Annotated in this window: 27 protein-coding genes; 6 read left to right on the plus strand and 21 right to left on the minus strand. The window is 64.8% G+C overall.

Features of this window, described 5'->3' with window-relative positions; genetic code table 11:
• The 5 genes from trkA to def all read right to left on the minus strand — a co-directional run.
• Positions 1-970, minus strand: a 970-nt coding sequence (gene trkA / locus MQW23_RS05075) for a Trk system potassium transporter TrkA (protein ID WP_252106751.1), incomplete at its 3' end; no start/stop codon positions are given.
• Between the two features lie 108 nt (positions 971-1,078).
• On the minus strand, positions 1,079-1,285 hold the full coding sequence (locus MQW23_RS05080) for a dodecin (RefSeq protein WP_252106752.1): 207 nt from the start codon (positions 1,283-1,285) through the stop codon (positions 1,079-1,081).
• A 48-nt stretch (positions 1,286-1,333) separates the two neighbouring features.
• A complete protein-coding gene (gene rsmB / locus MQW23_RS05085) occupies positions 1,334-2,665 on the minus strand; it encodes a 16S rRNA (cytosine(967)-C(5))-methyltransferase RsmB (RefSeq protein WP_252106753.1) in 1,332 nt (443 codons plus the stop codon).
• A complete protein-coding gene (gene fmt / locus MQW23_RS05090) occupies positions 2,662-3,660 on the minus strand; it encodes a methionyl-tRNA formyltransferase (RefSeq protein WP_252106754.1) in 999 nt (332 codons plus the stop codon). Before fmt ends, rsmB begins: the two co-directional genes overlap by 4 nt.
• A gap of 84 nt (positions 3,661-3,744) precedes the next feature.
• On the minus strand, positions 3,745-4,257 hold the full coding sequence (gene def, locus MQW23_RS05095) for a peptide deformylase (RefSeq protein WP_252106755.1): 513 nt from the start codon (positions 4,255-4,257) through the stop codon (positions 3,745-3,747).
• Between the two features lie 218 nt (positions 4,258-4,475).
• On the opposite strand from def, the gene MQW23_RS05100 reads away from it, so the two are divergent.
• The 6 genes from MQW23_RS05100 (at position 4,476) to aroE (ending at position 10,018) form a co-directional block, all read left to right on the plus strand.
• Positions 4,476-5,519, plus strand: coding sequence for a LysM peptidoglycan-binding domain-containing protein (locus MQW23_RS05100; RefSeq protein WP_252106756.1), 1,044 nt, complete (start codon positions 4,476-4,478; stop codon positions 5,517-5,519).
• A gap of 60 nt (positions 5,520-5,579) precedes the next feature.
• Positions 5,580-6,704: a DNA-processing protein DprA gene (gene dprA / locus MQW23_RS05105; RefSeq protein ID WP_252106757.1), complete on the plus strand. Its 1,125-nt coding sequence runs from the start codon at positions 5,580-5,582 to the stop codon at positions 6,702-6,704.
• A gap of 84 nt (positions 6,705-6,788) precedes the next feature.
• The gene (gene tsaC, locus MQW23_RS05110) at positions 6,789-7,346 is read left to right on the plus strand and encodes an L-threonylcarbamoyladenylate synthase type 1 TsaC (protein WP_252106758.1); all 558 of its coding nucleotides are present in this window, start codon (positions 6,789-6,791) and stop codon (positions 7,344-7,346) included.
• A gap of 1 nt (position 7,347) precedes the next feature.
• Entirely contained in the window at positions 7,348-8,190 is an 843-nt protein-coding gene (locus MQW23_RS05115) for an oxygenase MpaB family protein (protein ID WP_252106759.1), read from the plus strand.
• A 74-nt stretch (positions 8,191-8,264) separates the two neighbouring features.
• Positions 8,265-9,200: an oxygen-dependent coproporphyrinogen oxidase gene (gene hemF / locus MQW23_RS05120; RefSeq protein WP_252106760.1), complete on the plus strand. Its 936-nt coding sequence runs from the start codon at positions 8,265-8,267 to the stop codon at positions 9,198-9,200.
• On the plus strand, positions 9,197-10,018 hold the full coding sequence (gene aroE, locus MQW23_RS05125; protein WP_252106761.1) for a shikimate dehydrogenase: 822 nt from the start codon (positions 9,197-9,199) through the stop codon (positions 10,016-10,018). Before hemF ends, aroE begins: the two co-directional genes overlap by 4 nt.
• A 67-nt stretch (positions 10,019-10,085) precedes the next feature.
• On the opposite strand, the gene MQW23_RS05130 is transcribed toward aroE, so the two are convergent.
• The 16 genes from MQW23_RS05130 to trmJ all read right to left on the minus strand — a co-directional run bounded on the left by MQW23_RS05130 (position 10,086) and on the right by trmJ (position 25,338).
• Positions 10,086-10,886, minus strand: coding sequence for a M48 family metallopeptidase (locus tag MQW23_RS05130; protein ID WP_252106762.1), 801 nt, complete (start codon positions 10,884-10,886; stop codon positions 10,086-10,088).
• 133 nt (positions 10,887-11,019) lie between these two features.
• Positions 11,020-11,634, minus strand: a complete 615-nt coding sequence (locus MQW23_RS05135) for a hypothetical protein (protein WP_252106763.1) — start codon at positions 11,632-11,634, stop codon at positions 11,020-11,022.
• A gap of 306 nt (positions 11,635-11,940) precedes the next feature.
• The gene (gene der, locus MQW23_RS05140; protein WP_252106764.1) at positions 11,941-13,344 is read right to left on the minus strand and encodes a ribosome biogenesis GTPase Der; all 1,404 of its coding nucleotides are present in this window, start codon (positions 13,342-13,344) and stop codon (positions 11,941-11,943) included.
• Positions 13,341-14,522 (minus strand): outer membrane protein assembly factor BamB, encoded by a 1,182-nt coding sequence (gene bamB, locus MQW23_RS05145; RefSeq protein ID WP_252106765.1) that lies wholly within the window; start codon positions 14,520-14,522, stop codon positions 13,341-13,343. Before bamB ends, der begins: the two co-directional genes overlap by 4 nt.
• On the minus strand, positions 14,522-15,178 hold the full coding sequence (locus MQW23_RS05150) for a YfgM family protein (protein WP_252106766.1): 657 nt from the start codon (positions 15,176-15,178) through the stop codon (positions 14,522-14,524). The genes bamB and MQW23_RS05150 overlap by 1 nt, the downstream gene beginning before the upstream one ends.
• 69 nt (positions 15,179-15,247) lie before the next feature.
• Complete coding sequence (gene hisS / locus MQW23_RS05155) at positions 15,248-16,543, minus strand: histidine--tRNA ligase (protein WP_252106767.1); 1,296 nt, start codon at positions 16,541-16,543, stop codon at positions 15,248-15,250.
• Positions 16,544-16,593: 50 nt separating this feature from the next.
• Positions 16,594-17,709, minus strand: coding sequence for a flavodoxin-dependent (E)-4-hydroxy-3-methylbut-2-enyl-diphosphate synthase (gene ispG, locus MQW23_RS05160; protein WP_252106768.1), 1,116 nt, complete (start codon positions 17,707-17,709; stop codon positions 16,594-16,596).
• Positions 17,710-17,717: 8 nt separating this feature from the next.
• Positions 17,718-18,635: a RodZ domain-containing protein gene (locus MQW23_RS05165; RefSeq protein WP_252106769.1), complete on the minus strand. Its 918-nt coding sequence runs from the start codon at positions 18,633-18,635 to the stop codon at positions 17,718-17,720.
• Positions 18,636-18,663: 28 nt separating this feature from the next.
• The gene (gene pilW / locus MQW23_RS05170) at positions 18,664-19,410 is read right to left on the minus strand and encodes a type IV pilus biogenesis/stability protein PilW (RefSeq protein WP_252106770.1); all 747 of its coding nucleotides are present in this window, start codon (positions 19,408-19,410) and stop codon (positions 18,664-18,666) included.
• 153 nt (positions 19,411-19,563) lie between these two features.
• On the minus strand, positions 19,564-20,748 hold the full coding sequence (gene rlmN, locus MQW23_RS05175) for a dual-specificity RNA methyltransferase RlmN (protein ID WP_252106771.1): 1,185 nt from the start codon (positions 20,746-20,748) through the stop codon (positions 19,564-19,566).
• 72 nt (positions 20,749-20,820) lie between these two features.
• The gene (gene ndk, locus MQW23_RS05180; protein ID WP_252106772.1) at positions 20,821-21,246 is read right to left on the minus strand and encodes a nucleoside-diphosphate kinase; all 426 of its coding nucleotides are present in this window, start codon (positions 21,244-21,246) and stop codon (positions 20,821-20,823) included.
• A 143-nt stretch (positions 21,247-21,389) separates the two neighbouring features.
• The gene (locus MQW23_RS05185; protein WP_252106773.1) at positions 21,390-21,716 is read right to left on the minus strand and encodes a HesB/IscA family protein; all 327 of its coding nucleotides are present in this window, start codon (positions 21,714-21,716) and stop codon (positions 21,390-21,392) included.
• Positions 21,717-21,766: 50 nt separating this feature from the next.
• A complete protein-coding gene (locus MQW23_RS05190) occupies positions 21,767-22,948 on the minus strand; it encodes an aminotransferase class V-fold PLP-dependent enzyme (protein WP_252106774.1) in 1,182 nt (393 codons plus the stop codon).
• A 35-nt stretch (positions 22,949-22,983) separates the two neighbouring features.
• Positions 22,984-23,451: a Fe-S cluster assembly transcriptional regulator IscR gene (gene iscR, locus MQW23_RS05195; RefSeq protein WP_252106775.1), complete on the minus strand. Its 468-nt coding sequence runs from the start codon at positions 23,449-23,451 to the stop codon at positions 22,984-22,986.
• A gap of 152 nt (positions 23,452-23,603) precedes the next feature.
• Positions 23,604-24,479 (minus strand): serine O-acetyltransferase, encoded by an 876-nt coding sequence (gene cysE, locus MQW23_RS05200; protein WP_252106776.1) that lies wholly within the window; start codon positions 24,477-24,479, stop codon positions 23,604-23,606.
• Positions 24,480-24,585: 106 nt separating this feature from the next.
• Positions 24,586-25,338 carry a tRNA (cytosine(32)/uridine(32)-2'-O)-methyltransferase TrmJ gene (gene trmJ, locus MQW23_RS05205; RefSeq protein WP_252106777.1) on the minus strand — a complete coding sequence of 251 codons (753 nt, stop codon included), beginning with the start codon at positions 25,336-25,338 and terminating at the stop codon, positions 24,586-24,588.
• Positions 25,339-25,415 lie beyond the last annotated feature (77 nt).

Consider the following 25,415-nt stretch of genomic DNA (forward strand, 5'->3'; position numbering starts at 1 on the left):
TCTTCGCCCCCAGCCGCTTGGCCAGCAGCGACGACATGATGTTGACCTCGTCGTCGTTGGTCAGCGCGCAGAAGATGTCGCAATCCTCGATGTTCTCCTCTTCCAGCAGGCGCTTGCTGGTAGCGCTGCCGTGCAGCACCACGGTGCGATCGAGGCGCTCGGAGAGCGTGGTGCAGCGCTCCAGGCTGTGTTCGATGATCTTGACCTGGTGGCTGTGCTCGAGATGCTCGGCCAGGCGCTCGCCGATGTTGCCACCACCGGCGATCACCACCCGGCGAAAACCGCGCTCAACGCGTCTGAGCTCGCTCATCACCGCGCGGATATCGCGCCGCGCGGCGAGAAAGAACACCTCGTCGTCGGCCTCGATGACCGTGTCGCCGCGCGGGATGATCGGCCGGTTGCGGCGGTAAATCGCCGCCACGCGGGTATCGACGTTGGGCATGTGGCGGCCCAGAAAGGCGAGATCCTGCCCCACCAGCGGCCCGCCGTAGAACGCCTTGACCGCGACGAGCTGCACGAGCCCGCCGGCGAACTCAAGCACCTGCAGCGCCCCCGGGTGCTCGATCAGCCGGCGCACATGATCGGTGACCACCTGCTCGGGGCTGATCAGCACGTCGATGGGAATCGCCTCGTGGGCGAACAGGCCCTTGCGAGTCAGGTACGGCGTGGCGCGAACTCGGGCGATCTTGGTCGGCGTGCGAAACAGGGTATGGGCGACCTGGCAGGCGATCATGTTGACTTCGTCGGAGTTGGTGACGGCGATCAGCATGTCGGCGTCCTCGCAGCCGGCCTGGCGCAGCACGATGGGGTAGGAGCCGGCGCCGGTGACGGTACGGATGTCGAGGCGCGTGTGGAGTTCGCGGAGCTTGGCCGTGTTGGTGTCGACCACGGTGATATCGTTCTCTTCGCGCGCGAGGTGTTCGGCCAGCGTACCGCCGACCTGGCCGGCGCCGAGAATGATGATTTTCATGGTGAATCGAATCCGTTGAAAGCGCCGGCGGTATGGTCAAACGAGAAGGGCGCTGCAATAAAGACGGCGGCCAGTGTAAACCAGCCGCCGTCGAAAAGCAGTGGGGAATTACTCGAGGGTGAAGCCGACCTTGGCGGTCACCTGCCAGTGGGCGACCTGGCCATTTTCAAGATGGGCGCGGGTGTCGACCACCTCGAGCCAACGCATGTTGTCGATGCTTTTGGACGCCTTGGCCAGCGCCTTTTGCACCGCGTCTTCAATGCTTTTTTCCGAAGAGCCGGTAATTTCTACGTGCTTGTAAACATGATCGCTCATGGTCATCTCATCCTTGTCGATAGTTGGCGATTGGGCGTGAAGCTCGCATCACGCCGGTTGCTTTTCCAGCCTGGCATAAAAAAAGCCATCGTGGCTATTTTGTTGCGAAAAGAGCTGCCGACCGTGGCCGCTGGCCATACCCCAGGCAACGTCTGTCGGGGTCGTTACGCGGGCGTCCGGGGTGCGTGCCACAAACGCGTCGATCTGTTTCGCGTTCTCTTGGGGAAGCACCGAGCAGGTGGCGTACAAGAGCGTGCCGCCCGGGCGTAAAAGCCCCCAGAGATTGTCCAGAATCGCCGCCTGAAGCCTGGCCAGCTGGCCGATATCGCTTTGCCGGCGCAGCTTCTTGATATCCGGGTGGCGACGAATCACGCCGGTTCCCGAACACGGCGCATCGAGTAAAATAGCATCGAAGAGCGTACCGCTCCACCAGTCGCGCTCAGCGGCGTCGGCGTGAATCAGATTGGCGCTCAGGTTGAGCCGGCCGAGCGTATCGTCGACCCGCGCCAGGCGCTGGTTGTCGCTATCCAGCGCCGTTAGCGCGATGTCGAACTGCTCGAGCAGGTGGGCGGTCTTGCCGCCGGGAGCGGCGCAGGCGTCCAGCACCTGGGCGCCGGGGCGTGGGGCGATCGCCGGACCTAAAAGCGCGGCGCTGAGCTGGGCCGCCTCGTCCTGCACGCTGACATGGCCTTCCGCGAAGCCGGGGAACTGCGAGACGTCGCAGGGCGTTTCCAGCGTGATGGCGTCTGGCGCGTGAAGGCAAAGATGTGCGTCGAGCCCCTGTTCCGTGAGCCTGGCCAGATACGCTTCGCGGTCGTTGACGCGCTGGTTCACGCGCAGCGTCATGGGGCCTGGCTCGTTGTTGGCGGCGACTACCTCGCGCCACTGCTCGGGCCAGGCGCTCTTGAGCGCATTCAAAAGCCAGGCCGGGTGTTCGAGCGCTGCGCTTTCATCGCGGTCGACCTCGGCAACGAGCGTTTCGCTTTCGCGCTGCAGGCGGCGCAGGCAGCCGTTCAACACCCGCGTGGCCCACTCCTTTTTCAAAAGCCTGGCCGCACCGGCGGTTTCGCCCACCGCCGCGTGGGCGGGAATGCGCATGTACAACAGCTGGTAGATACCGATCAACAAAAGCGCGTTGACGTCCTGGTCGCGCTTTTTGAACGGCTGCTTCAAGAGTTTGCCGGCGATCGCCTCGAGGCGCGGCAGGCGCCGGCAGCTGCCATAGCAGAGCTCCTTGAGCAGGCCGCGGTCGCGGGCGATGACGCTGTGCTCGTCGAGGCCGGCAAGCGAGCCCTGCTCGCTGAGAACGGGGGCGAGGGCGCGAGCGGCGGCGGCGCGAACTTCCTGGCCGCTGCCTTCCTGGGGGCGTTTGGCGCTCATGAATTATCTTCCTGTTGCGTCAAGGGCGAGCCCAAGCGGCTGCCGGGCGCAAGCCGTGGGGAATGGGCGTTGAGCAGCGCGCTGACCGGCAGCATTTTGCCCCCGGGAAGCTGAACGTGGCTGACGCACAGCACCTCGCGGCCTTCTTCACCGCAGGCGATGCGCAGATGATCGCGGCCGTGGGCGAGCAGCGTGCCCGGCTCGACGGCGTCATCGGTGCTGTCGCTTGCGCGCTCCTCGGCGCGGGCCATGTAAAGGCGCAGGCGCTCGTCGCCAAGCTGGCACCAGGCAACCGGCCAAGGGTTGAAGGCGCGAATCTTCTGCGCAAGCGTGCAGGCGTTCTGGTGAAAATCGAGCTCGGCCTCGGTCTTGCTCAGTTTGGCGGCGTAGGTCACACCTTCAATGGGTTGGGGCGTGGCCGTAAGCCCGCCTCCCGCCAGGGCGTCGAGAGCCTCGATCAGCGCTTTGGCGCCGTCCTCGGCCAGCCGGTCGTGAAGCAGGCCGCCGGTGGTTTGCTCGGTGATCGGCGTTTCGAGCTCGAGCAGCATGTCGCCGGTATCGAGGCCGGCGTCCATCTGCATGATGGTGACTCCGGAGGCGGCGTCGCCGGCTTCTATCGCCCGCTGAATCGGGGCGGCGCCGCGCCAGCGCGGCAACAGCGAGGCGTGAACGTTGATACAGCCCTGCCGCGGCGTATCGAGCACCGCCTGCGGCAGCAAGAGTCCGTAGGCCACCACCACCATGAGGTCGGAGTTAAGTGCTGCCAGCTCGGCCTGGGCGGCGGGGTCTTTCAAACTTTGCGGCTGGTACACGGGCAGGTCATGTTCGAGCGCCAGGCGTTTGACCGGGCTCGGGGTGAGCTTTCGCCCACGCCCGGCCGGGCGGTCGGGCTGGGTGTAAACGCCCACCACCTGGTGGTCGCTTTTGAGTAAGGCGGAGAGGTGGGATTCGGCGAACTCCGGAGTGCCTGCAAAGACGACGCGCAGTGAGGGCATGGATCTACCTGTTCGAAAAACGGTGGAGAGGGCGGCCGGATAAACGGACGTGAAAAAGCCGCCCACGGGCGGCTTTTACGGCGTCTAGGCGTCCTGCATCAGCTTGTGGCGCTTTTGCATTTTCTTCATGATGCGATCGCGCTTGAGCGCGGACAGATAATCGACGAAGAGCACGCCTTCCAGGTGGTCGTACTCGTGCTGGATGCAGTGGGCAAGCAGCCCGTCCGCTTCGAGCTCGAACGCCTCGCCGTCGCGGTTTTGGGCGTTGAGCTTCACCTTCAAAAAGCGTGGAACATCCGCGTAGTGCTCGGGAATCGAAAGGCACCCTTCGGAAAGCGGCTCTTTCTCTTCGCCGATCGGCTCATAGCGCGGGTTGATCATGGCCAGCGGCGAGTCGCCCGCCTCGGAGACATCCATTACCACCACGCGGCGGTGAACGTCGATCTGGGTGGCGGCAAGGCCGATGCCACGGGCGTCGTACATGGTCTCCAGCATGTCGTCGACCAGGCTTCGAACTTCATCGTCAACGGTCTCCACCGGCTTCGCCTTGGTTCTCAGGCGCTCATCGGGGAATTCGAGAATGGGACGTTTGGCCATGGCGTTACAATCACCGTTGTTGAATCTGCGGTTTGAAACGGGGAGCCCCGGCGCTTCAAACGCGGTAGGGTTGAAAAAGGAGCCAAAAAGTCGCGCTCGCGTTGCAATGGGCGGGCGCGACCCTGTGCTTTACTATAGGCCACTATATCACGCTGGCGGTACTTCTGGGCATGCACGCGGGCGTGTCGTTGACCGCTGCCACCGCTTTAGGATCCGCCATGCTCATGCATAAAACCTTTCGCTTGGGTGCCCTTGCCGCGCTGCTGGTGAGTGTCGCCGCGTTTGCCAACGCCGCACAGGGCTGGGAGCGTATTCGAAGCGACGCCCCCGAGCGCTACGTGGTGGTCAAAGGCGACACGCTTTGGGGCATCGCCGCGCGCTTTTTGCAAAACCCCTGGCAGTGGCCGTCGCTTTGGGAGGCCAACCCGCAGATTCGCAACCCGCACCTGATCTACCCCGGCGACACGCTGGTACTGCGCGACTGCGCCGGCGCCCCTTGCTTTGCGCTGGAAACAGGCCAGCCGGTGGTGAAGCTTTCGCCGCGCGTGCGCACCATCGAGCCGCGCGAGGCGGTGTTGGCGCTGCCGATGGACGTGGTCGAGGTGTTTCTGCGCCAGCACCGCTTTCTGGAAGCGGGCCGGGCGCTCGGGGAGCTTGGCTACGTGGTCGGCGGCGAGAACCAGCGCTTCATCAGCGGCGCCGGCGACACGCTCTTTGTGCGCGGTGAGCTGCCCTCGGGCGTGCCGCTGGGCTTTTATCGCCCGGGCGAGCCCTACCTTTCTGCCAGCGGCGAGGTGTTGGGCCAGGAGCTGGTCTTCATCGGCGAGGCGCGCCTGATCGACCAGCAGGGCGAGATCGCCCGGGTCGAGGCGCTCAGCGCCAGGCAAGAGGTGCGCAACGACGACATCGTGATCGCGCTCGATAACAGGATCGAGGGCGACTTTCAGCCGCGCGCGCCGCAGGCCGAGGTGGCCGGCCACATCATCGCCGCCCCCGGCGGGGTGCGCTTCATCGGCCGGCTGCAGGTCGTGGCCATCGACCTCGGCACTCAGGATGGCCTGCAACCCGGGCACGTGCTGCGCGTCGACCAGCAGGGCGAACTCATCAACGACCCGCGCACCAGCGAGCTGTTCCAACTGCCCAACACCGAAGGCGGGCTTTTGATGGTGTTCAAACCTTATAGTCGCATGAGCTACGCACTGGTGATGCAGGCCTCCAACGTGCTGGCGGTAGGCGACGAGGTGCGCACGCCCAGGCCATGATGAAACGGGCGCGATAAACAGCCCGGGGTGAAAAAGCTTAAAACTAAAAAGGAGGCGGGTATGGATGCCAACGCGTGGCTGGTTTTGGCCGCGCTGCCCCATATGGGCGCGCACCGGCTCAAGGCGCTTTATGATCAGGCGCCGGACTGGCCCTTGGGGTGGCTCGCCGCGCTCCCGGCGCCGGCGGCCAGCGCGCTCAGGCTCTGGCTCGACCACCCAAATAAAAGCCCGCTTCAGGCGCCAATCGATGCCACCCGCGCCTGGCGTGAGGCCGGCCCCCGCCGCCACGTGCTACACCCGGGCCACCCACGCTGGCCGACGCTTCTCGACGAGCTGCCGGACCCGCCGCCGGTTTTGTGGGCCCAGGGCGATCTCAACGCGCTGACCGGCCCGCGCCTGGCGATGGTGGGGACCCGCAAGCCGACCGCGGAAGGCGGGCGCAACGCTCGGGAGTTTGCCCGCGCGCTTGCCGCTCGCGGCTGGTGCGTGGTCAGCGGCATGGCGCTGGGCGTGGACGGCCTGGCCCAGCAGGCCGCCCTCGATGAAGGCGGCGCCACGGTGGCGGTGCTGGGCTCGGGGGTGGATGTCATCTACCCGGCGAGCCACCGCGCGCTTTATCAGCAGCTCACCCAAACGCCGCGGGCGCTGGTGCTCTCGGAACACCCGCCGGGCACCCGCGCGCGGCCGGCGTACTTTCCGCGGCGCAATCGAATCGTTACCGGGCTTTCGCTTGGCACGCTGGTGGTCGAGGCCACGGAAAAAAGCGGCAGCCTGGTCAGCGCGCGGCTGGCGCTGGAGCAGGGCCGCGAGCTCTTCGCGCTGCCGGGCTCGCTTTATAACGTGCAGGCCGCCGGGTGCCTGTCGCTGCTGAAAAGCGGAGCCATTCTTACGCGCCACGTCGACGACATTTTTGAGGAGCTCGGCCACTGGGCCGGCGCGTACCTGCCCGGAGCCGAGCGAAGCCCAGCGGAACCCGCCGCGCCCGGCCCGGTCCAGATGAATGCGTCGCTTGCGCTCGATACTCAGGATGCGCTGCTCGCCGCGCTCTCCTCGACCCCCACGCCGATCGATTTGCTGGTGCAGCATACCGACCAGAGCGTGGGGCAGTGCCAGCAAAGGCTTCTCATGCTGGAGCTCGAGGGCCGCGTGGCCCAGCAGGCGGGCGGCTGGGTGCGCTTGGGTTAGATCCGATCAAGCAGGCCGAATCGCGCAGCGTGGTAAGATGGCGGTTCGAACCGTGGCAGCGCCGCGCATTCACAGGAGGACGTGATGACTTCGATGGACAATCTTCAGCGCGTGGTCCAGACCCTACGCCAGGGCGGCGTGATCGCCTGCCCGACCGAGGCGGTATGGGGGCTGAGCTGCGACCCGGACAACGACGAGGCGCTGGCGCACCTGATGCGCCTGAAAGAGCGCGACCCGGCCAAGGGCGTGATTCTGGTCGCCGCTAGCATCCAGCAGTTCGGCCCCTGGCTCGAGTCGCTGCCGCTGGCGCTGCACGCCCCGCTCGCCGCGAGCTGGCCTGGCCCCCACACCTGGCTGGTGCCGGACAACGGGCGCAGCCACGGCCTCGTGCGCGGCGCCCACCAGAGCGTGGCGCTGCGGGTGACCGACCACCCCGTTATGAAGGCCCTTTGCGAGGCCTTCGGCGGGCCGCTGGTGTCGACCTCCGCCAACCGCGCCGCCGAGCCGCCGGCGATGAGCCGTGACGAGGTACGTGCCGTTTTCGGCGACGAGATCAGTGCCGTGCTCGACGGCGAACTCGGCGGTCAGACCCGGCCCAGCACCATTCGCGATCTGGTGACCAACGAGGTGCTGCGCGCCTGACATGAGCCACTTCCTGCACGACGCCATGGTGGCCAGGCTCGGCGCGGCGCGGGCCGACGAAAACCCTGGCCCGTTTCCGGAAGGTGGCCTCGTGCGCCGCATTCACGGCGACTTCACCCCGATGATGTGCGGCGGCATCAGCGCGCTGCTTTTACAAATGCTGCATCCGCTGGCGCTGGCCGGCGTGTGGGACCACTCCAACTTTCGCCACGATATGGTCGGGCGCCTCAGGCGCACCAGCGACTTCATCGCGACCACCAGCTTCGCCGATTTCGCCCAGGCAGAAGAGGCGATCGCTCGGGTACGCCGAGTGCACGCAAAGGTGCGCGGCCACGCCGCCGATGGGCGCGCCTACGCCGCCGACGACCCGGACCTGCTCACCTGGGTGCACGTCGCGGAGATGAGCCGCTTCATGGCCGCGCACCTGGTGTACCGCAACCCATCGCTCAGCGCGGCGGACCAGGACCGCTACTTTTTCGAAACCGCCTGCATCGCCGAGGCGCTCGGCGCCCGCCAGGTGCCGGACAGCCGCGACGCGGTGGCGGCGTATCTCGAGGCCAAGCGAGGTGAGCTTGTCTGCGACAAGCGCACCCGCGACGTGGTGCGAGTGCTTTTAGGCGCGCCGCCACGCCATCTGATTCTGCGCCCGGCAGGCGCCTTGTTCATGCGCGCCGGCATCGACCTTCTGCCCGAGTGGGGCTCCCGGGCGCTGTCACTCGACATGCCCCGGGTGCAGCGCCGGCTGGTGCGCGCCGGCATCAAAAGCGCGATACCGATGATCAGCCGCGCGGTGCGAAGCGGCGCCTACCGCCGCGCGCTGGTGCGCTTTCAGCGCCACGACTGAGTGCGGCGCCCCTTCACCGCTTCTGTTTTACCCCTTACCATTGACGTCTACCCCTGCACGGCTTTGGAGACACTGTGGCCCACGAGCATCTGGACGACGTTAAAACCTACCTGATGAACCTGCAGGACCAACTCTGCGAGGCGCTGGCCGACGCGGATGGGCGCGGCACCTTCAGAGAAGAGAGCTGGCAGCGCGAAGCCGGCGGCGGCGGACGCTCGCGGGTGATCGAAAACGGCGCGCTGTTCGAAAAGGGCGGCGTCAACTACTCCCACGTTTTTGGCGAGACGCTGCCGCCGTCGGCCACCGCCTCGCGCCCGGAGCTTGCCGGGCGCAGCTTCCATGCCGTGGGCGTCTCCTGGGTGCTGCATCCCGAGAACCCGCACGTGCCCACCAGTCACGGCAACGTGCGCTTTTTCATCGCCGAAAAGGAGGGCGAGGCACCGGTGTGGTGGTTCGGCGGCGGGATCGACCTGACGCCGTACTACCCGGTGTTCGAGGACGTCGTACACTGGCACCGGGTGGCCCAAACTGCCTGCGCGCCTTTCGGCGAGGACGTTTACCCGCGCTACAAGGCGTGGTGCGACGAGTATTTCTACCTCAAGCACCGCGACGAGACCCGCGGCGTGGGCGGTCTTTTTTTCGATGATCTCAACGAGCCGGATTTCGAGTCTGCCTTTGCCTTTCAGCGCGCGGTCGGCGATAGCTTTCTGGAGGCTTACCTGCCGATCGCCCGCCGCCGGCGCGATACGCCTTGGGGCGAGCCGGAGCGCGAGTTCCAGCTTTATCGTCGCGGGCGCTACGTCGAGTTCAACCTGGTGTGGGACCGCGGCACGCTCTTTGGTTTGCAAAGCGGCGGGCGCACCGAGTCGATTCTGATGTCGATGCCGCCGCTGGCGCGCTGGGAGTACGGCTACACGCCGGGCCCGGGAAGCCCGGAGGCGCACCTGAACGACTACCTGACACCGCGCGACTGGCTGGCCGAAGCCGAAAAAGCGGGAGTGAGCGCATGAGCAGCCGTTACTGCGTGCTGGGCAATCCGGTTAAACACTCCAAATCGCCGCTGATTCACCGCGCCTTCGCCGCGCAGACCGGTCAGCCTTTGGAGTACACCGCCGAGCTCGCACCGCTCGATGGCTTCGACCAGGCCTGGCGTGCGTTTTGCCAAAGCGGCGGGCGCGGCGCCAACGTCACCGTGCCGTTCAAGCAGCAGGCGTTCACGCTGTGCGATACTCAGAGCCTTCGCGCCCGGCGCGCCGGCGCGGTGAATACGCTCAGCCTCGGTCAGAACGGGCGTATCTATGGCGACAATACCGACGGCATCGGCCTGCTGCGGGATTTGAAGGCCTGTGAGGTGCCCCTGGCCGGCAAGCGCGTGCTGATTCTGGGGGCCGGCGGCGCGGTACGCGGCGTGCTCGAGCCGCTGTTGAATGAAGCGCCGCGGGAGCTTGTCATCGCCAACCGCACCGGCGCCAGGGCTGAGGCGCTAGCCGCGGACTTTCGCGATCTGGGAAGCGTCACCGGCGGCGGGTACGAGGCGCTATCCGGGCGCTTCGATCTGGTCATCAACGGCACCAGCGCAAGCCTTGCCGGCGAGCTGCCGCCGCTGCCCGAGACGCTGTTCGAACCAGACGCGGTGGCCTACGACATGATGTACGCCGCCACCCCCACGGTGTTTTTACATTGGGCGGGCAAGCGCGGAGCGCGCACGATCGACGGGCTCGGCATGCTGGTCGAGCAGGCGGCGGAGGCATTTTTTATCTGGCACCACGTGCGCCCGGAGACGGCGCCGGTGCAGGCGCTGTTAAGAAAAACGCTTATCGAGGGGTGAGCGCCTGCCTGCCAGGCGCGCAGCACGCGCCTGGCAGGCAAACGGAGTCAAAGGAAGAAGTGCGCGATCAGGGGCGCGGGCAGTTCGGCGTGCGGCCCTGGCCTCTGGCCTGCTCGTAGATCGACATGGCCTGGCTTATGGTGGACTGCAGCCCTTCGATGCGCTGGCCCTGGCTTGGGTGGGTCGAAAGCCACACGGGCGGAGCGCCGCCGCTGGATGCCGCCTGCATGTTCTCCCACAGCGTTACGCCTTCACGCGGGTCGAAGCCAGCCTGGGCCATCAGGTTCTGACCGATGGTGTCCGCCTCGCTTTCGTGCGTCCGCGAAAACGGCAGCGCGATGCCGTACTGCGCGCCCATGCCCAGCACGCCCATGAGCTGCTGGCCGCCGGCGGATTGGCCTGCAGCGCTGGAAATCACCGATAGTCCCAGCGAGGTCGCGCTTTCGGTCGAGGCGCGCTCGTTGGCGTGGTTGGCCAGCACGTGGCCGATCTCGTGGCCCACGACCGAGGCGAGCTGGTCCTGGCTGGTGGCGATGTCGAGCATGCCGGTGTTGACACCCATGTAGCCGCCGGGCAGGGCGAAGGCGTTGGGCTGCTCGGACTTGAACACGCGCACCTGCCAGTCCATGCTCCGCTGGCGCTCCGGCAGCACGTCGACGATGGCGTTGGTGACGCACTGCACGTAGCGCAGGCTCGCCTGATCACCCATCGGCACGTCCTGCTGATACTGGGTAAATGCCTGCTGGCCCATCTGATTCAGTTCGGCATCCGACAACAGCAACAGCTGCGATCGGCCAGTGGGCGAGGTGCTACAGGCGGCGAGCGAGGCGCACAGCGCGGTAACGGCGAAAGGGCGAAGCCAGCGCATATAAATTCCTTGTTGGCGAAAAGCCGTATGAAGGTGAACGATCCGTTTCGAGTAGTTTTATCATAACGCAGCGAGCGGTCAAATGCGGGCGGCGAATTGGCAAGTCTGTCCGCCCGGCGCCGCGCCGCAAACGCTAGCGTATTTGAGAGAGCTGACCGTCGGGGCCGACGTTGAAGCGCAGCGTCGGTGTCAGTACGCCGGTGGGCAGCGTCACGCCCAGCCCGCTCAGGCTTCCCGGCGTGATCGCAAGCTCGCTTCCCTGGGGCAACGAGCCGCGGGCGGCCAGCTCACGGGCCAGGTCGATCATCGGTCGCAGGCGCTGCGGGTCGCTGGCGAGAACGTCAAGCGACAGCGGCAGGCGAAGGTTCGGCCCCGCCCCCGGCGTCAGCGATACGGTTTTATCGTAGCGCCCGGTGACCGGGTCCGCCCCGGGCATATCCACTGCCCAATTGAAGCCCGCCATATTCACCGCCGGCATGCCCCGCGGCAGATCCAACCCGAGGGCGAGGGTGGCCTGAATCGGCAGGCTCCCCGAACGCACGCTCGAGGCCAGCAGGGCAGGAAGGCTTGCGGTATCGAGCCCGCGGTTCAGGTCGAGCGAGCCGACCCGAACGTTCTCGACAGTGGCCGAGTTCACCGATAGACGAAAGGCGTTGAAGCCGGCCTGGGGCAGCGCCATGCAGCCAGTAAGCCATACGGTGACGCTCAAAAGCGCGAGCCAGCGAACGCGAGCACGTAAGTAACGCATGAGACCTCCTTGGAAAGATCCAGCGACGAAACCGTTGGAGTGGGGCTATTTGAGGTAGCGCGCCGTGCTTTGTCAACTGGTTTGCATGCAAAGCCAGAGACCGCGCGAGACATCGAGCAAGGGCGGCTTGGCGCCGCCATCGCCGAATGAATTCGGCTCCTACGGTTGGCGTGCACTTATACCACTGGGTCGTTGTAGGAGCAGGCGCTAGCCAGCGATGCAGCGCAAAGCGCTGCCGGGGTGAGCGAGAAGCTTAAAGAAACGCCCGTCTCGAAACGGGCGCTTGTTTGGGCTAGGAAGGCACGCTTAACGGCGTTTCTGACGCGCCTCTTTCGTACGGCCCAGTTCGCGCTTTTTGGCCTTTTCCTTGTCGCTTGCGCCGGCCATGTTGTCGTACGGGTTGTCGCCGGAGCGAAACTCGAAGCGCATCGGCGTGCCGCGCACCTTGAGCACCTTGCGGAAGGTGTTGGTCAGGTAGCGCCGGTAGGCTTCCGGCAGCGAGCTCGTCTGGTTGCCGTGGACCACGATGATCGGCGGATTGCTGCCGCCCTGGTGGGCCATGCGCAGCTTGATGCGCCGGCCGTTGATCATGGGCGGCGGATGCTGGCTGACGGCATCCTGAAGGAGCGTGGTCAGACGGTTGGTCGACCAGTGGGCGTTGGCGGCGTCGAACGCGCGCTCGATCGAGGGGTAGAGATCGCCCACCGCGGTGCCGTGCAGCGCCGAGATGAAGTGCATCTCGGCGTAGTCGGCAAAGCCCAGCCGGCGCTTGATCTGGCTGCGCATCGTCTCCCGGGCTTCATGCTCGAGCCCGTCCCACTTGTTCACCGCCAGCACCAGCGCGCGGCCAGTGGTCAGTACGTAGTCCAACAGGTGCAAATCCTGCTCGACCAGCCCGCTGCGCGCGTCCAGCACCATGATCGCGACGTGGCACTCCTTGATCGCGTCCAACGTCTTGATGATCGAGAACTTCTCGGCGATCTCGCTGACGTTCTTGCGCCGCCGCACGCCGGCGGTATCGACCAGCACGTAAGGCTTGCCGCGGCGCTCGAAGGGAATCTCGATGGCATCACGCGTGGTGCCAGCCTCGTCGAACACCACCACGCGCTCCTCGCCGAGCAGCCGGTTGACCAGGGTGGATTTACCCACGTTAGGCCGGCCGATGACGCCGATACGAATGCCCTTGGTGCCGGTGTCGGCGGGAATGTCGGCATCGCGCTCGGGAAACGTTTCGAGCACGATATCGATCAATTGCGAGACGTTGCGTCCGTGGGCAGCGGCGATCGGCCAGGGATCACCCAGGCCGAGCCCCCAGAAATCGCCCATGGCCGAGTGTTCTTCGAGCCCGTCGGTCTTGTTGACCACCAGCCAGGTTTTTTTCTGATTGACCCGCAGGTGGTTGGCGATCGCCTCGTCGGCGACGTTGAGCCCGGAGCGGCCGTCGACCAGAAACAGCACGATGTCCGCCTCATCGATGGCGGCAAGCGACTGCTCGGCCATCGCCGCGTCGATGCCTTCCTCGTCACCGCTGATACCGCCGGTGTCGATGACGGTGTAGGCCTTGTTGCCCAGCAGGCCGTTGCCGTACTTACGATCGCGTGTCAGGCCGGGAAAGTCGGCCACCAGCGCGTCGCGCGAGCGCGTCAGACGGTTGAACAGAGTCGACTTGCCCACGTTGGGCCGACCGACCAATGCAATGACGGGTGTCATGGAGCGATTTCCAACGTTTGCAGCCGGCCATTGTTGGCCTGTACATGGAGGGTGCTGCCTTCGCCGACCGGGCGCAGGGTGATGCCGGATTTATGCACCCGCGTGCGGCCAACGATCGAGCCTTCACGGGCGTCGATCAGGTGCACGTAGCCTTCGAAATCGCCGACGGCCAGGCGGCCATCGACGAAGGCGGGAGCGGTCAGCTGACGATCTTCGAGCGCCGAGTTGCGCCAGATTTCCTGGCCGCTGTTGGCATCGAGGGCGACGATCTGGCTGTCGTCGGTGACGACGAACAGAGCGTTGCCGACCAGCACCGGCGTGTGACGGCTGGAGAGAGTGGTTTCCCACAGCACGCCGCCCTGGGTGGCCTCGAGCGCCACGACGCGACCGTTATAGCTGGTCACGAACAGGCGACCGTCCTGGCTGAGTACCGGCTGGCCGGAGAGATCGACCAGTCGCTCGACTTCGCTGCGCCCGCGGGGCGTGGCGATCTGCTGCTCCCATAGCGGCTGGCCGCTGCGGTTATCCAGCGTCGCCAAACGGCCGTTGGCAAAGCCGACGAAGGTGACCGGCTCGATCACCATGGGCGTGCCGGTGCCGCGCAGGGTCAGCGCTGGCTGCGAGCTCGAGTAGACCCAGCGCTCCTGACCGGTAGCGCGGTCGAGCGCGGTGACTTGGCCATCCACGCTCTGCACGATTAGAAGTTGCGGGTTGGCCTGCGGGGCGGCCAGCACTTCGCTGGAGACCCGAGAGCGCCAGTTGATGCTGCCATCGCTTTGATCGATCGAGATCACTTCACCGTTGCGCGTGCCCAGATAGAGCTGGCCGGCAATGGCGTTCAGGGCGCTGGAAAGCGGCGTGTCGAGCTCGATACGCCACTGGCGGTTGCCGTTGGTCGCATTCAGCGCCATGACCACGCCCTGGGCGTCGGCGGCAAACACGGTGTTGCCTTCGCGGGCGGGCTCGATCGGGTAGCGGGCGCGGCCCAGGCCGTCACCGACGTTTTGCCGCCACACGTTCGACACCGTAGTGGTCTCGTTGAAGCTTGTAAGCGGGGTCGGCACGTTGGTGGGCTCACTCTTGCTCGCGCAGCCGGCCAGAAGCGCCAGCGCCGCCGCGCCGAGGGCGGTGCGCAGCAGCGATTTGGAAATTAACGGTTGGGAAAGGCTGATCGTCATTAGGAGGTCGCCTCCTCGGCGCCAAGGTCGTCTAGCTTAAACTGTATGCCGTAAAGTGACTGGTTCTGTCCGTCGGCGGCCAGCGCTTCTTGCCACGCCTTGCGCGCGTTGTCGCGATCACCAAGGGCGGCGTAGGCGTCGCCGCGCACGTCGAGCCGCTGAGCGTTCAGGGCGTCGACGAGCGGCTCGTCCAGAAGCGAAAGCGCCTGCTCCGGATTGCCTTGGGCGATCTCGATACGCGCCAGGCGCAGCCAGGCCAGGCTCTTCACGTAGTCGCGTGAGGCGCCGTCGGCGGCGCGCTCGAGCGCGTCACGTGCGCCGTCGAGATCGTTTTGGCCCACCGCCAGGCGCGCTTCGAGCAGCAAGCCAAGCTCGGCGTAGAGCGTGCTGCCGTAATCGTCGTTGAGTTCGGCGACCAGCTGTTTGGCGCTATCGAGCTGCTCGGCGCCTTGCTCCGGCAGGTTGGCGATGGTCAGAAGCTGCTGGTAGCGCACGGACGCCGCCGCTGCTTGGCCCTCCTGGTAGTCTTGCCAGGCGTGCCAGCCGAACACGCCGGCCGCGGCGATCACCGCCCCCGCGATCAGCGAGGTGCCGTTCTCTTTCCACCAGCGCTTGATCACATCAAGCTGCTCTTCTTCGCTTCTCAGCTCCGCCACGGGCGGTCTCCTTGTTCGGGCATGGCGGATCAGGCAGGCGGGCCCGATGATCCGACACGGTTGATCGGGTTAGCGGATGATCAGATCATTAAGCGTTGCGGCAAGCGCTGCCTGCGCCACGCTCTGCTGCTCGCGATCGTCGCGTAAAAATTTGAGCGTGACCGTCTGGTTGGCCACTTCGTCTTCACCCAGCAGCAGGGCGATGCCGGCGTCGCTTTTGTCGGCCTTTTTCATGCGGCTTTTGAAGCTGCCGCCGCCGCAGTGTAGCTGCAGTTTCAGTGCCGGAAGCTCTGCTCTGAGCGTTTCGGCCAGCGTCAGCGCGGCGGTGGTGGCGGTGTCGTCCAGCGCCATCAGATAAACGTCGCTTTTGCCGAGCGCCTCAGCGGGGACGAGATCCAGGGTCTCGAGCAGCAGAATCAGCCGTTCGATGCCCATGGCGAAGCCCACCGCCGGGGTGGGCTTGCCGCCGAGCTGCTCGACAAGGCCGTCGTAGCGTCCGCCGGCGCATACCGTGCCCTGGCTTCCAAGCGCGGTGGTGGTCCACTCGAACACCGTGCGCGAGTAGTAGTCGAGCCCGCGAACGAGGCGCGGGTTGACCACGTAGCCGATACCGGCGGCGTCGAGCATGGCTTTCAGCGACTCGAAGTGCTCGATGGAGGCCTCGTCCAGGTGGTCCAGAAGCTGCGGCGCGGCGTCGAGCATCTCGGCCATCGCCGGATTCTTTGAGTCCAGAATGCGCAGCGGGTTGCTCTCCAGGCGCCGCCGGGAGTCTTCGTCGAGCAGCTCGAAGTGCTCGTTGAAGTAGGCAACCAGCGTGTCGCGGTAGGCCGCGCGCGCCTCGAGCGAGCCGAGTGAGTTGAGCTCGAGGGTGACGTGCTCGAAAAGCCCCAGCTCCTTCCAGAGCCGGGCCGAGAGCAGAATCACCTCGGCGTCGATGTCCGGGCCTTCGAAGCCGTAGGTTTCCACGCCGACCTGATGGAACTGGCGGTAGCGGCCCTTTTGCGGGCGCTCGTGGCGAAACATTGGGCCCTGGTACCAGAGCCGCTGGGTCTGGTTGTAGAGCAGCCCGTGCTCCATGGCGGCGCGCACGCAGCCCGCCGTGCCTTCCGGGCGCAGCGTCAGGCTATCGCCGTTTCGGTCCTCGAAGGTGTACATCTCTTTTTCGACGATATCGGTCACTTCGCCGATCGAGCGGGCGAACAGCGCCGTCTGCTCGACGATGGGCATGCGGATTTCATCGAAGGCGTAGCGCTGCATGATCTGGCGCACTTTCGCTTCGAAAAACTGCCAGCGGGGGCTATCGCTGGGCAGGAGATCGTTCATCCCGCGGATCGCCTGGATCTTTTTGGTACCGGACTTGCTCAATGAAAACTCCTTGTAAGCACGAAAAGCCAGGCTTTCCGTCTTGCGCGACGTTATACGCTTTTGGTGATAACGGCGTCTTGCTGCTGCTGTTTGAGGCGAACTTTTTCGCGGATCAGGGCTTCCAGGTCGTCGACCAGATGCTCGTTGCGAAGCTTGCTTGCGGGCTTGCCGTCGATATAGACGAGATTCGCCGGTGAGCCGCCGGTCAGGCCGATATCGGTCTCCTTGGCCTCGCCCGGGCCGTTGACCACGCAGCCGATCACCGAGACGTCGAGCGGCGTCATGACGTCTTCCAAACGCTCTTCGAGCTGGTTCATGGTGTCGATGACGTCGAAATTCTGGCGCGAGCAGCTCGGGCAAGCGATGAAGTTGATGCCCTTGGCACGCAGCTTCAGGCTCTTGAGCATGTCGAAACCGACCTTAATCTCCTCGACCGGGTCAGCGGCCAGCGATACGCGAATGGTGTCGCCGATGCCGTCCATCAATAGCATCCCCAAGCCAATCGAGGATTTCACCGTGCCCGAGCGCAGCCCGCCGGCTTCGGTGATGCCCAAGTGCAGCGGCTGCTCGATGCGCGCGGCCAGATCGCGGTAGGCGGCGACCGCCATGAACACGTCCGAGGCCTTGACGCTGACCTTGAACTCCTGGAAGTCGAGCCGGTCGAGGTAGTCGATGTGACGCATGGCGGATTCCACCAGCGCCGCCGGGGTCGGCTCGCCGTACTTCTTTTGTAGATCCTTTTCCAGCGACCCTGCGTTGACGCCGATTCGAATCGGAATGCCGTGATCGCGGGCGGCGTTGACCACCGCCTTGACGCGGTCTTCGCGGCCGATGTTGCCCGGGTTGATGCGCAGGCAGTCAACGCCGAGTTCGGCCACGCGCAGCGCGATCTTGTAGTCGAAGTGGATGTCCGCGACCAGCGGCACGTCGACGCGCGCCTTGATGCGCCCGAAGGCTTCGGCGGCGTCCATGTCCGGCACCGAGACGCGCACGATGTCCGCACCGGCCTTTTCCAACTGCTGGATCTGGCCGACGGTGGCGTCGACGTCCAGCGTGTTGGTGTTGGTCATGCTCTGCACGGCGATGGGGGCATCGCCGCCGACCGCGACCTTGCCGACGTGAATCTGACGGGAAGGGCGGCGCTTGATTGGAGAAGGGGCGTACATGGGACGGATCACTCTCCTAGAGTAAAGCGGGCAACGTTATTGGCACCGGCGCGCTGAGCGAGATCGACGGATTCGCCCATGTAGTCCAGCGTCACGCCGGTTGCGTTACCGATGGTGAGTCGAAAGGGCGGCTCGCCTTCAACCGTTGCCGTGGTGCCCGGCGTTTGCAGGCCCACGAATACGCGCTGGTTGTTGGCATCGAAAATTTCGGTCCAGGACTGCTCGGCGAAGCTCAGCTCGAGCGTATTGGCGTCGCCCTGGTTTTGCGCCTCGTTCAGCGCAAGCGCGGCGTCGATGGCGGTCTCGGAAAGTTCTACCGGCTCGGGCTCGGAGGTGGCCTCCAGCGCGGCGCTATCGTTGACGTCGGCGCCATTTGCCTGGCCGGTGGCCGCATCAGAGCTGGCCGGAGCGGAGGCAGGCGTGTCAGGCAGCGCTGCGTCCGTGCTTGCGGCGTCTAGCTGGCTCTGCTCTTCGGCGGTGGGCGCTGCCCCCATGCTCGGCGGCTCGCTACCACCGCGGCTTTGCCACCACATCACCGTTACGCCGATCAGCCCGGCGATCACTAACAGCGTGACGAGCTTGAAAAGCCAAGCGCCGACGCGTGAAGGCGGGCGTGAGGTGGTGACCGGCGCCACCTTGCTCTCGGCTTCAGCGGTGCCAAAGTGCGCCTTGTAGGCGTCGAGCACCAGGTGTTCGTCCATGCCTAAATACTTGGCGTAGGCGCGCAGATAGCCTCGGCGGTAGGCGGCCACGGGAATTTCATCGTACTGGTCGCGCTCCAGGCCCTCGACCACGGCGGGGCGCAAATTGAGCGCCCTTGCGGCGTCGGACAGTGCCACGCCGAGCTGTTCACGCTGATGGCTCAAAAGCTCGCCGGGTGAAGCGGTGGTGGTCGCGGTATTCTCGTGTAAATGCATGTCGCTCATGGCTGAGCATCCTTCAATAATTAGGTGATCAGGGGGCGCTTGCGGCCATCGACTGACGCTGATACTCGGCGGCGGCCTGTTCGTCGCCGCGGGCGCGGGCAACAGAAGCGGCCAGCGTCAGCGCCTGTCGATCCGGGCCTGCCAGCTGCAGATAACTTTGCAGTGGCGCCCAAGCGCGCTCGAAATTGCCCTGAGAAACTTCCAGTTCGGCTAACATTAAATACCCGCGCGGACTCCGCGGGTCGATACTTTGGGCGCGTACGAATCGCTCGCGCGCGCGGGGGACATCGTCGAGCGCCATGTAGCACTGCCCCAGGTTGGTGAAAAGCTGGGCGCGGTTGGCGTACTGGGCATCGGTCGATGCGATTTCAAGCTGTTCGCAGGCCTGGCGGTACTGGCCCTGCTGATACAAAAACGCGGCGTAGTTGTTACGCGCGCGAGTAAAGGAGGGGGCGGCGCTGACGGCCTGTTCAAAATAGCGGGTAGCCAGCTGAGTTTCGCCCTGCTGCTGATAGACCAGCGCCATACCTTGTAGCGCCTCGGCATGGCGAGGGTCGATTTCGATGGCGCGGTCGAGCGCGTTGAGCGCCCGGGACAGGTTGCCACGCTCCAGATAGGCCACGCCTAGTTGGCTATAGGCGTCGGCGGCGTCCTGACCGGTTTGCGGCGAGGGCTCGGTGCCTCGCGTGGCGCACCCGGCGAGTAGCAGGCTGCCCATTATAATGGACAGCGCCGGTACTCGGAGGAAGGTGGTGCGCCTACCGTAGCCAATCATGGTCGCCCTCGTGAATGAATATTACCCCGTCGCCGTAGGCGCCGGTCCTTGATAAAACGGCGGCTTTCGCCGGACCCCGGCGGTGAGTGCACCATTATGCCGGGTAAAAACAGGGTTCATCAAAGCGCTGTGTGAAACGGAAGTCAAGGCGCGTTAGTCGGCGTCGAGCTGGACCGACTGAATGTAGCGGGCGCTGCGCTTGGTGCGGTCTTTCACGCGACCCACCAACTGCCCGCAGGCGGCATCGATGTCGTCGCCGCGAGTCATGCGCACGGTGGCGTTATAGCCAAGATCGTAAAGCCACTGCTGAAAGCGCATCACCTGGTTACGAGAAGGCTTCTCGTAGCCGGAATTCGGGAACGGATTGAACGGGATCAGGTTGATCTTGCACGCGAGCTCTTTTAAGAGTTCGGCGAGCTGCTCAGCGTGCTCCTGCTGATCGTTCACATCCTTGATCAGGGTGTACTCGATAGTGACCTGCCGGTTCTCCGGGCACTTGGCGAGATACCGATGGCAGGCGTCCAGAAGCGAGCGGATGTTGTACTTGCGGTTGATCGGCACCAGCTCGTTTCTGAGCTCGTCGGTCGCCGCGTGCAGCGAGATCGCAAGGCTCACGTCGATCTCGTCGCCGAGTTTGTCGAGCATCGGGACCACGCCGGAGGTCGAGAGCGTGACCCGGCGCTTGGAGAGCCCGTAGCCGCTATCGTCGAGCATCAGCTTCATTGCCGGCACGACGTTGTCGAAGTTCAAAAGTGGCTCGCCCATGCCCATCATGACCACGTTGGTCACCGGACGATTGGCGGTGTCGCGGCGCGGGCCGACGCTTCGCTGGGCAACCCACACCTGGCCGATGATCTCGGCGGCGGTGAGGTTGCGCTGAAAGCCCTGCTTGCCGGTGGAGCAGAAGCTGCAGTCCAGCGAGCAGCCCACCTGCGACGACACGCAGAGCGTGCGCCGCTTGCCGTTTTCCGCCGGGATCAGCACCGTTTCCACGTAGCTGCCGTCTTCCACCTCGAGCACCCACTTGCGGGTACCGTCCGAGGAGGTGCCTTCGTAGACCACCGCCGGCCCGCGGATTTCCGCCACCCGAGCGAGCTTTTCACGCAGCGCCTTGGAGAGGTTGGTCATCGCGGAAAAGTCGTCGATGCCTTCCTGGTGAATCCACTTCATCAGCTGGGCGGCGCGAAATTTCTTCTCGCCGATGGAGAGGAAAAACGCCTCCATCTGCGCGCGCGAAAGACCCAGCAGGTTTTCCCGTGCCGGGGCGTTCGAGACGCTCTGCGTGGATTGAGTGGCGGCGTTCGCCTCGGGCGTGTGTTGGGCTACGGTGGTGGTCATGGCTCAGCGCTTGGAAAGGGCGGGGGCAAGCCCCCGCGAAAATGGCCAGCAACGCGGTTCGAGTCGGCGCTTTTAGCGCGGGCAGATCTCGTCGTTGCCGAAGAAGTAGGCGATCTCGCGCTCGGCACTCTCGGAAGAGTCGGAGCCGTGAACGGCGTTGGCATCGATAGTTTCGGCGAAATCGGCGCGGATGGTGCCGGCTTCGGCTTCTTTCGGGTTGGTCGCGCCCATCAGGTCACGGTTTTTGGCGATGGCGCCTTCACCTTCGAGTACCTGTACGACAACCGGACCGGAGGTCATGAAGCCAACCAGATCCTTGAAGAAGGGGCGCTCCTTGTGCTCGGCGTAGAAACCGCCGGCTTTCTCCTCACTAAGGTGTTGCATTTTGGCGGCCACGACCTTGAGGCCAGCCTTTTCGAAACGCGCGATGATTTCGCCAATCGCGTTCTTGGCAACTGCGTCGGGCTTGATGATGGACAGAGTGCGTTCGGTCGCCATGGTCTAACTCCTTTGGGGGTCTAAAACAGAAAGTGCCGCTTCTTGCGAAGCGGCGCACAAGGTGATCAAAAGCCGGTACGGAGCCCGCCCGGCAAAGTGGGCGCGATTATAGCGCCTCCCACCGGGGATGAATACCGATTCGGCTAAACGGTGAAGCTCTCGCCGCAGCCGCACTCGTCCTTGACGTTGGGGTTGTTGAAGCGAAAGTAGCGGTTGAGCCCTTCGCTGACGTAATCGACTTCGCTGCCGTTGAGCATTGCAAGCGCTTCGGGGTCGACGAACACGCAGGCACCGTGCTCTTCAAAACGCACTTCGTCATCGAACGCTTCGTCGGCGAAGTCCAGCACGTAGCTGTAGCCCGAGCAACCGCTGGGTTTGACGGCAACGCGTAGGCCCAAGCCCTGACCGCGTTCGTCCAGCACGTGACGGATCTGTTTGGCGGCGTTTGGCGTAATCGTGAGGGTTGCCATTGGCATGCTCCTTGAAAGTGTCAGCCTTGAGTAGGGCAGTCCGATGAAGGTCAGTTCGAGGCTTGCGGGGTGCGAAGCCCGCCAAGCGCGTGACGAATCAGACCGAGCGCATGATCGATTTCGTGTTCGGTGGTAAAACGCCCGAAGCTAAAGCGCAGCGACGAGTGGGCCAGCGCCCGCGGCACGCCGATGCCAAGCAGTACGTAAGAGGGCTCCACGCTTGCCGAGTTGCACGCCGAGCCGGTCGATACCGCTAAATCACGTAGTGCCATTAATAGCGCCTCGCCGTCCGCGCCTTCGAACGCCACGTTGACGATGCTCGAAACGCCATGCTCGGCCGGCGAGTTGACGTGCACGCCGCCGATAGCGGCAAGCCCGGCCAAAAAGCGCGCCTTGAGCGCATCGATATGGGGGCGATCGGCCTCACCGACCTCGCCCATCAGCGCAAACGCCTCGCCCATGCCGGCGATCTGATGGGTGGGCAGCGTGCCGGAGCGCATGCCGCGCTCGTGACCGCCACCATGAATCAAGGCTTCGACACGAATATCCGGGTGGCGTTTCACATAAAGCGCGCCGATTCCCTTCGGCCCGTACGCCTTGTGCGCCGAGAGCGACATCAAATCCACCTGCTGGGCGGCAACGTCAAGCTCGATACGCCCCACCGCCTGGGCAGCGTCAGTGTGAAACGCCGCGCCAAAGCCGTGGGCAACGTCAGCCAACGCCTTGAGGTCGTTGACGGTACCAAGCTCGTTGTTGACCGCCATCAGCGACACCAGCGTGGTGTCGTCGCGAAGCGCGCGTTCGAGCTGCTCAGGGGTGACGCGGCCATCAGGCCCCGGGGTGAGCCAAGTGACCTCGAAACCCTCGCTTTCGAGCGCCCTGGCGGTATCTACCACCGCCTTGTGCTCGATGGTGGAGGTCACCAGATGCATGCCGCGTTCGCGGTTGGCGCGCATGAAGCCGGTCAGCGCCAGGTTGTCGGCTTCGGTGGCGCCGCTGGTCCAGACGATTTCTCGCGGGTCGGCGTTGATCAAATCGGCGACCTGGCGGCGCGCCTGCTCGACGGCCTGCTCCGCCTGCCAGCCAAGCATATGGCTACGCGAGGCCGGATTGGCGAACAGCTGATCCACCGTCAGATAGCGCTGCATGACCGCGGCCACGCGCTCGTCCACCGGCGTAGTGGCGGCGTAGTCCAGATAAACGGGGAGCGGGGGAGCGGAGGTTGTCGGCATGGTGTCCAGCGGCTAATCAAAAAGTAAAAGGGCGGCTACTGCGACGAGGCGAGAATGCTCGCGTCGACGCGGTGGCGCTGACGGGTCGCCGTTTGCAGCACGTCCGGGCGCCTGGCGAGCTGGGCCAGCGTGACGTCATCGAGAAACTGACGAATCTGGTTCGAGAGCTCGCACCATAGATAGTGAGTTAAGCAGATATCGCCCTGTTGGCAATCCGACATGCCCTGGCAGCGCGTAGCGTCAACGCGCTCGTCGACCGCATCGATCACCTGAGACACGCTGATATCGTCGAGCCCTCTGGCCAGCAGGTAGCCGCCGCCGGGGCCGCGCACGCTGGTGACCAGCCCCGCCCGGCGCAGTCTGGCAAAGAGCTGCTCGAGATAGGAGAGCGAAATTTCCTGACGTTTGGAGATATCGTTCAAACACGTCGGGCCCTGCTCGGCGTGCAGCGCCAGATCGAGCATCGCCGTCACGGCGTAACGGCCTTTGGTGGTCAAACGCATAGAGTATCCCGGTGCCGGTCATGAGCGCACGGACGAAAGTGTGGGACCATTATGGGAAATCCCGAGTACTTTGGTCAACTATTATGGCGCTCATGGCCTGCTCCGCCCGGGGGAGTCGAATGACGGTGTGGGCGAATCAAAAGACGGTCGAATCAGTGCCGGGGCGTGTCGCTCTCTGTATTACTCGTTGTACTGCTCGACGGTGCGCGCGAGGTGGCCGCGGCGTCAACGCTCTCGCAACCCGGCGTGGGCTCGTCGAGCACCTCGGCGAAGTCTTCGTTGTTGAGCTCGGGAAGCTGGCCCTCACGGTAGCCGGCGTCGAGCTTTTTGAGGGTGGCGCACATGCGCTCCAGGCGCCCATCCACGGCGTGCATGTGATCGAGCATCGCCTGCATCGAGCGGGCGACCGGGTCCGGCATGTCCTGGCTCACCCCGTAAGCGTCGAAGCCGAATTTCTGGCAGATCGCCTCGCGCCGGGCCGGGTCGACCTCGAGCGCTGCCTCTACATCCGGGTCCGGGCGCTGGACGATTTTGCCTGGAATACCCACGACCGTGGCGCCGGCGGGCACTTCCTTGGTGACCACCGCGTTGGAGCCGACCTTCGCTCCGGCGCCGACGGTGAACGGCCCCAGGATTTTTGCCCCGGCGCCGACGATCACGCCATCGCCCAGAGTCGGGTGGCGCTTGCCCTTGTTCCAGCTGGTACCGCCCAGGGTCACGCCTTGATAAAGCGTGACGTTGTCACCGACCAGCGCAGTTTCGCCGATCACCACACCCATGCCGTGATCGATGAAAAAGCGCCGACCGATGGTCGCCCCCGGGTGGATCTCGATGCCGGTGAGCCAGCGCCCAAAGGTTGAAATGCTGCGCGCCAGCCACTTGAGGTTTTTCTTCCAGAGCCAGTGGGCGCCGCGGTGTAGAAGCAGCGCGTGAAGCCCTGGATAGTTGGTCAGCACTTCGAGAAAGTTGCGCGCCGCCGGGTCGCGGTCGAACACGCTGTTAATATCTTCACGCAAACGTTCAAACATGTAGGGTCCTTCGTCCAGGCGACGGCGCGGCGCTTCGAGTTCTAGCGTTAAGTTCTAACGTCAAGCTCTAACGTGGCCGCATTCGAATTCGAGTCTGACAGGTAGTTTAGCGCGCCTTGTCAGCGGCCGCTTTTTCTGTCGCGGTAAGCACGCCGCGCAGGATACCCATCTCCATCTTCTCGACCCGGGCACGTAGGTAGAGCCTTCGAAGCCTTGCCATCAGCTGGCGCGGCTTGTCCGGGTCGTGAAAGTCGATCGTGATCAGCGTGCGCTCCAGGTGCTCAAAGTAGCGCTCGAGCTCCTCGTGCGTGGCAAGCTCGGCCTCGGTATCCGCGTCGCTCTCGGAAGGCGCGCTTTGCTGGCCGTCGAGCCAGGCCAGGCGGCACTCGTAGGCCACGACTTGCACCGCCGCGGCCAGGTTCAGCGAGCTGAAGTCCGCGTTGGTGGGAATATGCACGTGGGCGTGGCAGCGCTGAAGCTCGGCGTTGGTCAGCCCGCTGTCCTCGCGGCCGAACACCAGCGCCACGCGGGCGCTGTCGGCCCGGCACTCGTCGGAAAGCCGGCCACCGAGCTCGCGCGGGGTGAGCATCGGCCAGGGGAGGGTGCGCGAGCGGGCGCTGGCGCCCACGGCCAAGGTGGCATCCGCCACCGCCTCTTCCAGCGTCTCGACCACCTGGGCGCTGTGCAGTAGGTGATCCGCGCCGGAGGCGCGCGAAATGCTCTCTTGGGTGATCACTTCGCAGCGCGGCGCGACCAGACGTAAATCCGCCAGGCCCATGTTGTGCATGGCCCGGGCCACGGCGCCGATGTTGCCGGGATGGCTGGTGCCGATAAGAACGATGCGAATGCGCTCAAGCATGAAAAGGCTCGGTAATGATGAAAACGCGCAGTTTAGCATGAGTCGATAGCAAGCCCGAGGGGGCTCTGTTAGAATTG

Source organism: Halomonas sp. S3-1-1, assembly GCF_023757625.1.
GTDB lineage: Bacteria > Pseudomonadota > Gammaproteobacteria > Pseudomonadales > Halomonadaceae > Vreelandella.

Bases quoted from the DNA above. Each gene is read 5' to 3' on its own strand.
- MQW23_RS05080 (WP_252106752.1), bottom strand. From the start codon at position 1,285: ATGAGCGATCATGTTTACAAGCACGTAGAAATTACCGGCTCTTCGGAA.
- rsmB (WP_252106753.1), bottom strand. From the start codon at position 2,665: ATGAGCGCCAAACGCCCCCAGGAAGGCAGCGGCCAGGAAGTTCGCGCC.
- fmt (WP_252106754.1), bottom strand. From the start codon at position 3,660: ATGCCCTCACTGCGCGTCGTCTTTGCAGGCACTCCGGAGTTCGCCGAA.
- def (WP_252106755.1), bottom strand. From the start codon at position 4,257: ATGGCCAAACGTCCCATTCTCGAATTCCCCGATGAGCGCCTGAGAACC.
- MQW23_RS05100 (WP_252106756.1), top strand. From the start codon at position 4,476: ATGCTCATGCATAAAACCTTTCGCTTGGGTGCCCTTGCCGCGCTGCTG.
- dprA (WP_252106757.1), top strand. From the start codon at position 5,580: ATGGATGCCAACGCGTGGCTGGTTTTGGCCGCGCTGCCCCATATGGGC.
- tsaC (WP_252106758.1), top strand. From the start codon at position 6,789: ATGACTTCGATGGACAATCTTCAGCGCGTGGTCCAGACCCTACGCCAG.
- MQW23_RS05115 (WP_252106759.1), top strand. From the start codon at position 7,348: ATGAGCCACTTCCTGCACGACGCCATGGTGGCCAGGCTCGGCGCGGCG.
- aroE (WP_252106761.1), top strand. From the start codon at position 9,197: ATGAGCAGCCGTTACTGCGTGCTGGGCAATCCGGTTAAACACTCCAAA.
- MQW23_RS05130 (WP_252106762.1), bottom strand. From the start codon at position 10,886: ATGCGCTGGCTTCGCCCTTTCGCCGTTACCGCGCTGTGCGCCTCGCTC.
- MQW23_RS05135 (WP_252106763.1), bottom strand. From the start codon at position 11,634: ATGCGTTACTTACGTGCTCGCGTTCGCTGGCTCGCGCTTTTGAGCGTC.
- der (WP_252106764.1), bottom strand. From the start codon at position 13,344: ATGACACCCGTCATTGCATTGGTCGGTCGGCCCAACGTGGGCAAGTCG.
- bamB (WP_252106765.1), bottom strand. From the start codon at position 14,522: ATGACGATCAGCCTTTCCCAACCGTTAATTTCCAAATCGCTGCTGCGC.
- ispG (WP_252106768.1), bottom strand. From the start codon at position 17,709: ATGTACGCCCCTTCTCCAATCAAGCGCCGCCCTTCCCGTCAGATTCAC.
- MQW23_RS05165 (WP_252106769.1), bottom strand. From the start codon at position 18,635: ATGAGCGACATGCATTTACACGAGAATACCGCGACCACCACCGCTTCA.
- pilW (WP_252106770.1), bottom strand. From the start codon at position 19,410: ATGATTGGCTACGGTAGGCGCACCACCTTCCTCCGAGTACCGGCGCTG.
- rlmN (WP_252106771.1), bottom strand. From the start codon at position 20,748: ATGACCACCACCGTAGCCCAACACACGCCCGAGGCGAACGCCGCCACT.
- ndk (WP_252106772.1), bottom strand. From the start codon at position 21,246: ATGGCGACCGAACGCACTCTGTCCATCATCAAGCCCGACGCAGTTGCC.
- MQW23_RS05185 (WP_252106773.1), bottom strand. From the start codon at position 21,716: ATGGCAACCCTCACGATTACGCCAAACGCCGCCAAACAGATCCGTCAC.
- MQW23_RS05190 (WP_252106774.1), bottom strand. From the start codon at position 22,948: ATGCCGACAACCTCCGCTCCCCCGCTCCCCGTTTATCTGGACTACGCC.
- iscR (WP_252106775.1), bottom strand. From the start codon at position 23,451: ATGCGTTTGACCACCAAAGGCCGTTACGCCGTGACGGCGATGCTCGAT.
- cysE (WP_252106776.1), bottom strand. From the start codon at position 24,479: ATGTTTGAACGTTTGCGTGAAGATATTAACAGCGTGTTCGACCGCGAC.
- trmJ (WP_252106777.1), bottom strand. From the start codon at position 25,338: ATGCTTGAGCGCATTCGCATCGTTCTTATCGGCACCAGCCATCCCGGC.